Below are 11,966 nucleotides of genomic sequence, written 5' to 3'. Positions count from 1 at the left end.
ATTTATTTTTATTAACTATCAACGACTAAAGAATTCAATTCGCTTAACAATATTATCTTTATATAAAATTGATAATTTCATATGATGATCTTTATCAAGATACACTAAAGCATCATAACCTTTACCTACCTTATCTTTGTCATAGTTATCACCTATATTATCTATAACAACATCGATTTGGTCACCTATATGGATATCGAAATTTGTGTTAACAAAAGTATCTTTAACTAAAATAATTCCTTTAATTTTGTGATGTTTTTTCTTGACTTTGATTGTTAAATTTTTATATTTATTATGATTATAAAAAATATACCTATCTAATTTCACATGTTTATTTAAATTATATTCTGAGTTATCAAACGTTTCATTAAGCTTTAAATGATTAATTTCTACATCACTTAAATCAACTGTTTTTTCATTTTTATAAATTGTCAATCCTAGTAAAACTAATAGAGAACTGACAATAAACAAAAATGAGATAATCCATCTATTTTGAATATACAATAGGATCACCGCTTATATACTTATTTTTTTTAATATATCATAACTATGATTATATTCAAAAAAATACTAAATTACCTTTCTATCCAAATAAAACTGGCGACAAAAATTGAACATATCGTCGCCAGTTTAATTAAAAAGTTATTAATTTAAATGTCTCGTTTAGCAGCATAAAGTACATCAGCGATAAATAAAATAACAATAGATGCAATAGAAATGAACCATTGCCAATTCGTAAATTTAATACTATCTGATGATGATTTTTCTGTTAAGTAACTAAAAGGTATATATTTGAGTGATTTTTGAATATTATCGCCCCATTCAGGGATTAAACCTAAAAATGGTTGTAAAAATGGTACGATAAACACTAAAAAGATACCTAATGTAAAAATAACTGCTGGTTTTTGTACAATTAAAGTAATTAAGAATAATAATAGCCCAAAAAATAGTAAAAAGATAAGATAGAACCAAATATTCGTTAGGAATTTATCTCCGTTTAAATTTTTACCATCTGTAAAAGTCTGAATAACTAAAAGTGTAACATATGTGATAAGTGTAAATATGAGCGAAAAAATAATAATCGAAATCGTTTTCGCTATCACATAACCTACTCTATTTTTTACTTTATTCATATAAAGTTGAATCGTTCCCTGAGAATAGTCACGTGTAATTGTTTTAATAACAACAAGTAAACCAAAGAATAGAAACATCCAATTTGCCATTGGTAATATCATTGAATAATCGACTTTATCATTATTTTTTGCTAATAGTACAGTCATCGCTGTGATGATACCCCAAATACATATAAGCGCAATATATGTTAAATAACTTCTTAAAAAACTTAATATATCATATTTAACTAATTGTAAACTCTTCATTTAATGGTCACCTCTTTGATTAATATTAAAGTACGTATCTCGAAGCGAATTTTTACGTGTTTCAATATATTTAGGATACACATTAATATGTGCGAGCGCTTTAAGCAATGTTCGATAATCTCGTTCTGCTTTAATAAGAATTTCTCCATTTTGTTTATATGAATGAATAACATTAAAATGTTCTTGTAAATAATTTAGCGCTTGTTCAAAATCATCATTGTCCAATGTAATAGAGGTACTTTCTTCTGCACTACCATCTTTCATATTGACATCTTGAACGAAATTTCCATCTCTTAAAAAGACTGCTCTATCACAAATCAATTCGATGTCTTCTAATTTATGACTTGAAATAAGAATTTTCATATTTAATTCATTTACTAAAGATTGTATCGTTTCTAGAACATCGATTGAGCCATCTGGATCCATGCCATTGGTAGGTTCATCCAAAATAAGATATTTTGGTTTATTCATTAATGATACGGCAATGGCTAATTTTTGTTTCATACCCATTGAATATTTTTTAACTTTTTTCTTAATATAGGGGCGCATACCAAAAGCATCTATAATTTTATCTGAATATGCTTTATCAAATCCTTGACCAAGCACCTGAGCAAAGAGTCTTAAATTATAAAGTCCCGTTTTATTATCATAAAGTTTTGGATGTTCAATGAGATAGCCAATATTTTCATCATCTTTTAAATTAATTTTACCTTTGTAATTAATAATATTTCCATTCATTACTTTCATCAATGTAGTTTTACCTACGCCGTTTTTACCAATGAGTCCTACAATTTTGCTATCTTCAAAATCAAAATCTATATTGTCTAAAACGTTATTATTACCGTATATTTTAGTAATATTTTCTAATTTCATAAAAGTCCTCCTTTTTTCTAGCGACGATTAATACGTGCTATTTGAATAAAATAATTTATAACTAGCCAAATCACACTTATAATAACTAATCCAATACTTAAATATTTATTAAATACATTTGGATCAAGTGCATTATGAAAGATAAATAAATTAACAGTTAAAAAGATAAATGCAATGGCCATCGGTATAGCAAGTATCATTAAAATAATATAAACAGTATAAGAAATATATTCTCTTTTTCTTTCTGTACTTCTACTAAAGGCAATCGGAATGCTAAATAAATTTACACTCAAAAATGAAAGTGCTGTCGAATAACGTAACTCATTTACCTGAATATTTGTTGATTGAAAATTATATAATCCAATAATCAATGTTCCTAAAATCGTTAATATAATACATGTCAGATAATTTGCATTAAGCAATTCTTTCTTAGTTATTGGTAAACTTTCATAAAAAAGATACGACTCTTTTCCACCCAACCGTCTATGTACTCTGAATAATTGTCCTGAATCTAAAATGCTTATAATCATTAATGTAATGGCAAGTGGAGTATATACAACGAAACCATAACTTGTTTTTGAAAAAAATAGTGTATAAATAGGATTAATAACAATAAGCACTAAATAAATGATAAGTGTCCAACGTCTTAACTTAAAATTTCTTATTATTAGTTGCTTCATGCCATCAACCCATTTCTATTTTGAGTTTCAACATCATTAATTTCTTTCATTTTCTCAAAGTAAATCATTAATTCTTCAATTGTTGGATGTTTTATTTCAACTTGTTTTCCAAATAGTTCCTTAAATGCTTGACCATGTTTTGTAAAACCAACATAACCTGTATGCTTTTCTTCTTTATATAAAAGGAGTTGATTTAATTCATCATCTAAATCTTTGTTATCACCTTTTACGATAAAATATTTCTCTTTTATATCATCACAATAGCCTTCAAGTACAAGATTACCTGTTTTTATATATACAAGATAGTCTGCTATTTTTTCTAAGTCTGAAATTATATGAGTAGAAATAAAAACCGTTTTATTTTCATCTATTAATTCTTGCTGTAGTATTTCTAGAACTTCATTTCTTACAATTGGATCTAAACCTGCTGTTGGTTCATCCAATATAAATAATTCAGCGTGGTGACTTAAAGCAATAGCTAAAGATAACTTCATTTTCATTCCACTAGAGAAATGCTTAATTTTAAGATGACTTGGTATATTGAATCGCTCTAAATACTGATGGAATATATGACTATCCCACTTAGAATAAAAAGGAGAAATCATATTTTCTAGTTTTTTAATATTCCATTGTTGGTTGAAATAAATTTCTGAGTAAACAAAACCAATTTTATTTTTAATCCATTTTGCAGATTCTTTCATTTGTCGTCCTAAGATTTTAATTTCTCCAGTATTAGGTTCAAGTAAATCCATCATTAATCGAATCATTGTTGTCTTGCCAGCACCATTACTCCCAATAAAGCCCGTAACAAATCCTTGAGGAATACTGAACGAAAGATCTTTGATTTGGAAAGTTTTAGTGTTATAACTTACGTGTTTAACTTCAATCGCTTTCATTCATCTTCCTCCTCGTAAATTAAAGCTAAAACTTCATTTAATTCTTTTAGAGGCATACCAATTGTTTTTGCTTCTTTTACCATGGAACGTGCAAGATGTTCAATTACAAAAAATTGTTTTTCTTTTAAAATTGAACTGTCTTGTTCTTTTACGAATGTTCCTTTACCTCTTATTGTTGTGACAAATCCTTCTTTTTCCAAATCTTCATAGGCACGCTTTGTTGTAATTAAACTGACTTGCAAATCTTTCGCCAGTTCTCTCATAGATGGTAAGTGACTTCCAGCTTCAACGTAACCTTTTAATATATTTTCTTTAATTTGCTGTTTAATTTGTTCATAAATGGGCTGTTCACTGGTGTTTTTTAGAATAATTTTCATTTATGTCCCCCTTTGTAACTGTATATAAATAATATATACAGTATATACAGAATTGTAAAGTAAAATAATAGAAATAATATGAAATCAGTATTCTTAAGATATAAAATGTATATACACAATAAACATAATTAAACAAAAAAACTATGATACAGTATTACAGTGGTAACTGCATCATAGTTTTCATATATTACTTTTTATTTTTACGTCTGTCATTGCTACGATTAATAAATGCACATATCATAAACATAATGGCAGCCAATAATAATTTTATACCTTGACTTTCATGTCCAGTGGCTTGTAGATAATATCCAATGACAAACAAAACAATAGCTAAACCTACAAAAATTTTTGTTAGGTGTTTCATCATTTTTAGTCACCTCATTATAATAATTATATCAAATTTTTTATTTTATATGAATTAATCATTTATTTAATTAAAATTGAATTGTATATGTTCTATGTTAAGATAATTTTATATCCACAAATTACATTACACACCCCTAACTTGCCACATCAAGTTAAGGGGTTTTTGTGTAAGGCCATCTTATTTATTTTTCCACTTAGTTTCTAACCAAACTCGAAATATAATCAGCATACTCCCTGTTATAAGTGTGACTAAACCTTCTAATAACCACGACATTACACTACACCTCCACCAAGTAAAGTGTCATATCTCATGATGACCTATATATATTTTAACACATAAACAGAACATACGTTCTATTTATGGATAAAAGCACTTCTCCGATTTATTTTTTATTAGAAAACTTTATATTTTGTTTAATTCAAGATAATATATAATGTGAATAACAATTTAAAGCGAGGTTATGAAAATGAATCCTTTAGCACAACATTTAAACGATCAACTAGTCGATGACAGTCCTGAAATATTAAGCATGTTATCGACATTAGGTCAATCCATGTTTTATCCCAAAGGTATTCTGTCTCAATCTGCAGAAGCTAAATCAACAAAATACAATGCAACCATTGGTATGGCAACTAATGATAAAGGAAAAATGTATGCAGATACATTATTTGATGTCTACAATCATCTTTCCCCCGATGAGATTTTCCCATATGCTCCGCCACAAGGAATTGAAACTTTAAGAGATTTATGGCAACAAAAAATATTAAAAGAAAACCCTAGTTTAAAAGTTTCATCTATAAGCCGTCCAATCGTGACGAATGCATTAACACATGGTTTATCTTTGGTTGCTGACTTATTTGTAAATGATGAAGATACAATTTTATTACCAACACATAACTGGGGAAACTATAAACTTATTTTTAATACAAGACATAATGCAAATATTGAAACTTATGCCATTTTCGATCAAGATGGACATTATACAACAAATTCACTTGTATCTACTTTAGATAATTTTAAACAAGATAAAGCAATTATTATCTTAAATTATCCTAATAATCCAACAGGCTATACACCTACTAAAGAAGAAGTTCGTACAATTGTCTCAGCAATTGAACGCTTAGCAGAAAAAGGAACTAAGGTGATTACAGTCGTAGATGATGCATACTATGGTTTATTTTATGAAGATGTCTATACACAATCTATTTTTACTGCAATTACTCAGTTAGATTCAAAAAACATTTTACCGATACGCCTTGACGGTGCAACTAAAGAATTTTTTGCTTGGGGTTTACGTGTTGGCTTCCTTACATTTGGGTTAAGTAATCAAAAAGCTAAAGACGTTTTAGAGGCTAAAGTTAAAGGATTAATTAGAAGTAATATTTCAAGTGGAGCAATGCCTTCTCAAAGTGCAATTAAATATATACTAGAGAATCATGAACAATTTGATAAAGAAATTGAAGCTAATGTAAAAACATTACAAGAGCGTTATGAAGTAACAAAAGAAGTGGTTTATGATGAAAAATACAAACAACATTGGCAAGCCTATGATTTTAACTCTGGATACTTTATGGCACTCAAAGTAATCGATGTTAACCCTGAAGAACTTCGCGTTCATTTAATCGATAACTATTCAATTGGTATTATTGCACTTAATGATACCGATATTCGTATTGCTTTTAGTTGTGTTGAAAAAAACGATATTCCACATGTTTTTGATTCTATTGCTAAAGCAATTGATGACTTAAAATAACATAAAAGTATAATAGCGAGAGACTTAGCCAAGAAGACTCTCGCTATTTTTTAATGACATGTAATAAAATTTAACAATTTAAACATTACTTCTTTATTCTCTTTTGGTACTTCTTGGTTAAGAATCTGTTCTGGCGTTTGATTTAATACGGAATCAAACGTGTATGAAGCATCATTCATGACAATCTCTTTTATTTCATGAGCACCTGGTTCAAAATGAAATTGTAGTCCAATTATATTATTATTCAAAATAAATCCTTGATTTTTTAAATATTGACTTGAAAATAATAATTGTGCATTTTTAGGTATATGAAATGTTTCTTCATGCCAATTTAAGGCTATCAATGCTTTTGGAATATTAGGAATGATGGATGACTCAAGATAAACTTTATCCCAACCGACTTCTTTTACAGGAGATTTTCCTACAGTATATCCTAGTGCTTTAGTAATTTGTTGAGCGCCAAAACATATACCAAATATTGGCTTATTTTGCTGTATTAAATTGCGAATTAATTCTCTTTCTTCAAAAATCCATTTATCCTCATTATTAGGACTCATGGGTCCCCCTAAAATAATAAGTAAATCTGTTTCTTTAACATTGGGAATGATACCACCATTAAAATAAGGATGATAAATATATAATTCATGATGATGTTCGGTAGCCCAATCTCTAATAACTCCAGGACCTTCATTAGGTGTATGTTGTAAAATATTAATCCTCATTGCTGATTCTCCTTTAAAAGTCAATGTTTATTTATATCTTTGCTATCATTATACTTCGAAACACTTAAAATAAATACTCCAAAAATTATATAATATTTTTATTTAAAAACTTTTATAAATATATTCTCGATTTTATAAGCACTCCAATATATAAAAAGAATCTAAGACAACCATTTTTTGCCATAGACTTCAATATACAACTCATACTTTTCTATTTTCTATTAAGTAACTCTATTATTTAATAAGGTTCATTCCATCTTTCCATGTAGTATAAATCAGTGTTCCACCATATTTTTTGAATTTTTCATTACTAGCACCACGTTCAAATGAAGACGCTAGTTCAATATTTATATTAGGATTAACATTTAATAAATTTGCATATCATTTAACCCATACATCGCCTTTGACTGGATCATTTTGAATTAACTAATCAATATTTCAGTACAGATTCACTCTATAATCAAAACCGTCAGAAAATTAAATAACAACATCAATATAAAAAGCAAGAATTCTTTTATCACTATATTAATCTATATTATTATTTTGATTATTAAATTTAGCATTTTTATTTATTATCTTTTTTTCAATTTGTATATTAAATAAAATTGTTAAAAATCAAAAGATGTAAAATTTCGACAAGTTTTATGTAAAAATTGTTCAAATTATATTTAAAGATATCAGTGAAATTAAATAAGTAATTAAAGAATATATCTACTTTTTTAATACAAAAAACTAACATTAAAAATGGCTGATTTTGCATAAAACAAAACCAACCATATCTTTTAATTATTTACTTGTCTATTTGACTGAGCGCACTTCAAAATGAACTTATCAGTCTTTTTATTATATTTTCTAAATTTCTATAACCATGACCAGTAAAAACACAAAACATTGATATATCAACATTTATAGGTGTTTTTACATCATACCTGGCATACCGCCCATTGCAGCATTGTCATTACTTTCAGGTTCTGGAATATTTGCAACTACCGCTTCAGTAGTTAAGAACATTGCAGCAACACTTGCAGCGTGTTGTAAAGCTGAACGTGTTACCTTAGTAGGATCTACAATACCTTCTTCAAGCATATTCACCCACTCGTTCGTAGCAGCATTGAATCCGACACCTGCATCAGCATGTTTAAGTCTTTCAACAATAACTGAACCTTCTAATCCAGCATTTTCAGCAATTTGACGTACTGGTGCTGATAAAGCTTTAAGTACAATATTAACACCTGTCGCAACATCGCCTGTCGCTTCTATTTCTTCAACTTTATTATAGATATTAACTAATGCTGTACCACCACCTGCAACAATACCTTCTTCAACTGCAGCGCGTGTAGAATTTAATGCATCTTCAATACGTAATTTACGTTCTTTTAATTCAGTTTCAGAAGCAGCACCTACTTTTATCACTGCTACGCCACCAGCTAATTTAGCAAGACGTTCTTGTAATTTTTCTCTATCAAAGTCTGAATCAGTTTCTTCAATTTGTGCTTTGATTTGACTTACACGTGCATCAATACTGTTATCGTCTCCATCACCATCAACAACAGTTGTATTATCTTTTGTTACTTCTACCTTATTTGCAGTACCTAACATATCAATAGAAGCATCTTTTAATTCTAACCCTAAATCATCTGTAATCACTGTTGCACCAGTCAAGATTGCTAAATCTTCTAACATTGCTTTACGACGATCACCAAATCCAGGTGCTTTAACAGCTACAGCAGTGAAAGTACCTCTCATGCGGTTTAATACAATGTTTGTTAATGCATCACCTTCAACTTCATCTGCCACAATTAAGATTGGTCGACTTGATTGAACAACTTGTTCTAATAAAGGTAGTATATCTTGGAATGATGAAATTTTCTTATCTGTAACTAAAATATATGGTCTTTCTAATTCTGCAATCATCTTATCAGAATCTGTTACCATATATGGAGATTGATAACCTCTATCAAATTGCATACCTTCTACAACTTCTAATTCCGTATCAAGTCCATTAGATTCTTCAATTGTAATAACACCGTCATTACCTACTTTGTCCATTGCTTCAGAAATATATTTACCAATTTCTTCATCAGCAGCAGAAATTGCACCTACTTGAGCGATTTCATTTTTATTTTCAACTTTTTGAGAAATATCATGTAACGCTTCAACTGCTACTCTGACTGCTTTATCAATGCCTTCACGTAAACCAACTGGATTTGCACCACTTGTTACGTTTTTCAAACCTTCTTGAATCATTGCTTGTGCTAATACTGTAGCAGTTGTAGTACCATCACCCGCAATTTCATTTGTTTTATTTGCTACTTCTTGAACTAATTTAGCACCCATATTTTCATATGGATCTTCTAATTCAATTTCTTTGGCAATTGTTACACCATCGTTTGTAATTAAAGGTGCAACATATTCTTTATCTAATACAACATTTCGACCTTTAGGACCAATTGTTACTTTAACAGCGTTTGCTAATTTATCCACACCACGTAACATTGCTTGTCGTGCATCTTCTGAAAATTTAAGATCTTTAGCCATTTATACAACCTCCAATAATATTAATCATATTTTTTTGACAATTTCTATATAGTTATTTTTACTTTTCTATAATTGCTAATATATCTTCTACATTTAAAATTAAATAGGTTTCTTCTCCACGTTTAATCTCTGATCCAGCATATTCTTGAAATACTACTGAATCACCTTCTTTTACTTCGGGAGCAACTGTCTCACCATTATCAAGAAGACGTCCGCTGCCTACTGCAACTACAACACCTTCGTTAGATTTTTCTTTTGCGCTATCAGTTAAAACGATTCCACTTTTAGTTGTTTGTTCTTGTTCTTTTCTTTCGATAATCACACGATTTCCTAATGGTTTAAGCATGATTGTTCCTCCTTAGCAGGGTCTATTTAGCACTTTAATATAATGAGTGCTAATCTAATTTTTATAATAATCAAATTTGGTCAATATATCAAGTAAAAACCTTCTCTTACTTTTTGTACATCTGAGTTTTTTACGATAAAATAATGATTATTGATATTTAATCTGGAGGTTTCAAATGGCAAGAATTTGGGTGGCAATACTAACATTAATTATATATGCTTTAGCACAATTTTTACCCTTAGTTCTAGCACAAACACCTATATTTAGTCGTTTATCAGGTATGGCTTTAGCTAGAGCTGGTGTATATACTCAAGTAATCTTATTTATACTTGCAGCGATTTTAATCATCTTTCTTCATTTCAAAATTAAGAATCCTACAAACTTAGAGCTAGAACATAAAGAATCAAAACGTTATATTATCCCATGGGCTATACTTGGCTTTTTCATAGTCATGTTATATCAAGTTATTGCAGGTGTGATTAACATATGGATTTTCGGTCAACCACAAAAAAGTCCAAATACTCAACGAATAATGGTTGTAGCAAAACAGCTCCCTATTTTTATTATATTAATTTCTTTTGTAGGCCCTATTTTAGAAGAATATGTATTTAGAAAAGTGTTCTTTGGTGAACTATATGATCGAATTAAAGGAAATAGAATCATTGCCTTCTTAATTGCTTCTACCGTAAGTTCTTTACTTTTTGCATTAGCTCATAATGACATTAAATTTATTCTTATTTATTTTGGTATGGGGATGATACTTTCATTAGCTTATACTTTAACAAAACGAATTTCTGTTCCGATACTTATTCATATGTTTCAAAATGGCTTCGTTGTGGTAATGCAATTTTTCCTTGGCGATTCATTAAATCATTTAAAACAACAAGCTCAATTTATTATTCACTTGTTTAATTAGCGTATAATTTAACTTAATTAATAAAGCATCAAATGCTCTAGACATTTGATGCTTTTACTTTTTTTTCGTTTTTAAATTTTGATATATATAAATTATCATTACAGTGGAAGCTATTAAAATTAAAGTAGGGATTAATATCACATTCAAAGTCTTTATATATGATTTTGATTCTGTTTTTTTATTAGAAGAAGTAATGATTTTTTTATGTTGTTCTCCTTCTACTTCATCCTTATGAATTGTTTTTGGCTTTTTTAAATCAGGCATAGAGCCAATTTCACTTGTAATTAATGATAAAACTTGCTCATCTAAATTTCTATAATATTCTTTAGCATTAAGTGGATTAAAATATTGAAATCTAAAGTATTGAGAATCCTCTTGTAATATATTTAGATTTTGATTATCAAATTTTTGTTTCTTAATTAAACGATTAAAATCTTTATTTGTTATCTTTTCACCATTATCATCTAAATGATTAACCTTATTAATAATATAAGGGTTGTACTTATATGCACCTTTTGCATATTGATTAAACCTATTTAAGATATTTTCTGAAAATTTTGGCTCTATTTGATATACATTTGGATAAGTGGATTCTTTTCCTCCATCACTTTGGAAATATAGATTATTTTGCTTTAAATGTGTTGGTTCAAAGTTATTATGATTATGTTTAACTAGTTGTCGTGAAAACAATTGGTTAAACATTGTTTTTGAAACACTATTTTGAGACTTACCTTTTTGGTAGGTAGTTTTTGAGTAAACACTAGATGAAGTATTATCATTATATGGTTGTATGATTTGATTTTGTTTCGACTTCGCTGATTTAGACATTACATTTTGATGTTCTTCTTGCCCAAATATAGTTGAATCATCATTTTTATAATTTTTACTTTTTTGTACTGTTTTATATTTATTATGACTTTTTTCTTTAGAAGATGACGTGTTATTTTTATTAATATGTTCTATTCCGCTCTTTTGTTGATTCTTATCATTAACTTTTTCTTTTTTTGGTTCTTTTATGCTATTAGTTTCGTCGCTTTCTTGTCGTGATTCTTCTGCTGTTGATTTTTCTGTGCTATTAGTCTCGTCGCTTTCTTGTTGGGACTCTTCTACTGTTGATTT

Annotated in this window: 13 protein-coding genes and 1 pseudogene; 2 read left to right on the top strand and 12 right to left on the bottom strand. The window is 28.6% G+C overall.

Going from position 1 to position 11,966, the window contains the following annotated elements; all coding sequences use genetic code 11:
* Positions 1–18: 18 nt before the first annotated feature.
* From HMPREF3046_RS04285 to HMPREF3046_RS04255, 7 genes are all read right to left on the bottom strand, one after another.
* The gene (locus HMPREF3046_RS04285) at positions 19–504 is read right to left on the bottom strand and encodes a hypothetical protein (protein ID WP_070716706.1); all 486 of its coding nucleotides are present in this window, start codon (positions 502–504) and stop codon (positions 19–21) included.
* A 146-nt stretch (positions 505–650) separates the two neighbouring features.
* The gene (locus tag HMPREF3046_RS04280; protein WP_070716704.1) at positions 651–1,379 is read right to left on the bottom strand and encodes a phenol-soluble modulin export ABC transporter permease subunit PmtD; all 729 of its coding nucleotides are present in this window, start codon (positions 1,377–1,379) and stop codon (positions 651–653) included.
* The gene (locus HMPREF3046_RS04275; protein WP_070716702.1) at positions 1,380–2,252 is read right to left on the bottom strand and encodes a phenol-soluble modulin export ABC transporter ATP-binding protein PmtC; all 873 of its coding nucleotides are present in this window, start codon (positions 2,250–2,252) and stop codon (positions 1,380–1,382) included.
* Between the two features lie 17 nt (positions 2,253–2,269).
* Positions 2,270–2,932: a phenol-soluble modulin export ABC transporter permease subunit PmtB gene (locus HMPREF3046_RS04270; protein WP_070716699.1), complete on the bottom strand. Its 663-nt coding sequence runs from the start codon at positions 2,930–2,932 to the stop codon at positions 2,270–2,272.
* Positions 2,929–3,828 carry a phenol-soluble modulin export ABC transporter ATP-binding protein PmtA gene (locus HMPREF3046_RS04265; protein WP_070716698.1) on the bottom strand — a complete coding sequence of 300 codons (900 nt, stop codon included), beginning with the start codon at positions 3,826–3,828 and terminating at the stop codon, positions 2,929–2,931. Before HMPREF3046_RS04265 ends, HMPREF3046_RS04270 begins: the two co-directional genes overlap by 4 nt.
* Entirely contained in the window at positions 3,825–4,205 is a 381-nt protein-coding gene (locus HMPREF3046_RS04260; RefSeq protein WP_070716695.1) for a PSM export ABC transporter transcriptional regulator PmtR, read from the bottom strand. The genes HMPREF3046_RS04265 and HMPREF3046_RS04260 overlap by 4 nt, the downstream gene beginning before the upstream one ends.
* Positions 4,206–4,392: 187 nt before the next feature.
* On the bottom strand, positions 4,393–4,569 hold the full coding sequence (locus tag HMPREF3046_RS04255) for an SE1626 family protein (RefSeq protein WP_002455099.1): 177 nt from the start codon (positions 4,567–4,569) through the stop codon (positions 4,393–4,395).
* 469 nt (positions 4,570–5,038) lie between these two features.
* Between HMPREF3046_RS04255 and HMPREF3046_RS04250 the strand changes: the two genes are divergently transcribed.
* Entirely contained in the window at positions 5,039–6,325 is a 1,287-nt protein-coding gene (locus tag HMPREF3046_RS04250; RefSeq protein ID WP_070716692.1) for an aminotransferase class I/II-fold pyridoxal phosphate-dependent enzyme, read from the top strand.
* A 50-nt stretch (positions 6,326–6,375) separates the two neighbouring features.
* On the opposite strand, the gene HMPREF3046_RS04245 is transcribed toward HMPREF3046_RS04250, so the two are convergent.
* The 4 genes and pseudogenes from HMPREF3046_RS04245 to groES all read right to left on the bottom strand — a co-directional run bounded on the left by HMPREF3046_RS04245 (position 6,376) and on the right by groES (position 9,931).
* Positions 6,376–7,047: a type 1 glutamine amidotransferase gene (locus HMPREF3046_RS04245; protein WP_070716690.1), complete on the bottom strand. Its 672-nt coding sequence runs from the start codon at positions 7,045–7,047 to the stop codon at positions 6,376–6,378.
* 234 nt (positions 7,048–7,281) lie between these two features.
* Positions 7,282–7,428: pseudogene (locus tag HMPREF3046_RS11495) on the bottom strand (NAD(P)-dependent oxidoreductase); the annotation flags it as partial.
* Between the two features lie 537 nt (positions 7,429–7,965).
* Entirely contained in the window at positions 7,966–9,585 is a 1,620-nt protein-coding gene (groL, locus tag HMPREF3046_RS04240) for a chaperonin GroEL (RefSeq protein ID WP_070716688.1), read from the bottom strand.
* 58 nt (positions 9,586–9,643) lie between these two features.
* A complete protein-coding gene (gene groES, locus HMPREF3046_RS04235) occupies positions 9,644–9,931 on the bottom strand; it encodes a co-chaperone GroES (RefSeq protein WP_070716686.1) in 288 nt (95 codons plus the stop codon).
* Positions 9,932–10,106: 175 nt separating this feature from the next.
* On the opposite strand from groES, the gene mroQ reads away from it, so the two are divergent.
* Positions 10,107–10,847, top strand: coding sequence for an intramembrane glutamic endopeptidase MroQ (mroQ, locus tag HMPREF3046_RS04230; RefSeq protein WP_070716684.1), 741 nt, complete (start codon positions 10,107–10,109; stop codon positions 10,845–10,847).
* Positions 10,848–10,901: 54 nt separating this feature from the next.
* Here the strand turns inward: mroQ and HMPREF3046_RS04225 are convergent.
* Positions 10,902–11,966: SdrH family protein (locus HMPREF3046_RS04225; RefSeq protein ID WP_070716683.1), on the bottom strand; the 1,065-nt coding region annotated here is incomplete at its 5' end.

The organism is Staphylococcus sp. HMSC070D05 (assembly GCF_001815595.1).
In the GTDB taxonomy this organism is placed as follows: domain Bacteria; phylum Bacillota; class Bacilli; order Staphylococcales; family Staphylococcaceae; genus Staphylococcus; species Staphylococcus hominis.
This window is presented reverse-complemented; position numbering and strand designations above follow the sequence as displayed.

Excerpts from the sequence above, each read along its gene's own strand:
- HMPREF3046_RS04280 (WP_070716704.1), bottom strand. The coding sequence starts at position 1,379 with ATGAAGAGTTTACAATTAGTTAAATATGATATATTAAGTTTTTTAAGA.
- HMPREF3046_RS04275 (WP_070716702.1), bottom strand. The coding sequence starts at position 2,252 with ATGAAATTAGAAAATATTACTAAAATATACGGTAATAATAACGTTTTA.
- HMPREF3046_RS04270 (WP_070716699.1), bottom strand. The coding sequence starts at position 2,932 with ATGAAGCAACTAATAATAAGAAATTTTAAGTTAAGACGTTGGACACTT.
- HMPREF3046_RS04265 (WP_070716698.1), bottom strand. The coding sequence starts at position 3,828 with ATGAAAGCGATTGAAGTTAAACACGTAAGTTATAACACTAAAACTTTC.
- HMPREF3046_RS04260 (WP_070716695.1), bottom strand. The coding sequence starts at position 4,205 with ATGAAAATTATTCTAAAAAACACCAGTGAACAGCCCATTTATGAACAA.
- HMPREF3046_RS04255 (WP_002455099.1), bottom strand. The coding sequence starts at position 4,569 with ATGAAACACCTAACAAAAATTTTTGTAGGTTTAGCTATTGTTTTGTTT.
- HMPREF3046_RS04250 (WP_070716692.1), top strand. The coding sequence starts at position 5,039 with ATGAATCCTTTAGCACAACATTTAAACGATCAACTAGTCGATGACAGT.
- HMPREF3046_RS04245 (WP_070716690.1), bottom strand. The coding sequence starts at position 7,047 with ATGAGGATTAATATTTTACAACATACACCTAATGAAGGTCCTGGAGTT.
- groL (WP_070716688.1), bottom strand. The coding sequence starts at position 9,585 with ATGGCTAAAGATCTTAAATTTTCAGAAGATGCACGACAAGCAATGTTA.
- groES (WP_070716686.1), bottom strand. The coding sequence starts at position 9,931 with ATGCTTAAACCATTAGGAAATCGTGTGATTATCGAAAGAAAAGAACAA.
- mroQ (WP_070716684.1), top strand. The coding sequence starts at position 10,107 with ATGGCAAGAATTTGGGTGGCAATACTAACATTAATTATATATGCTTTA.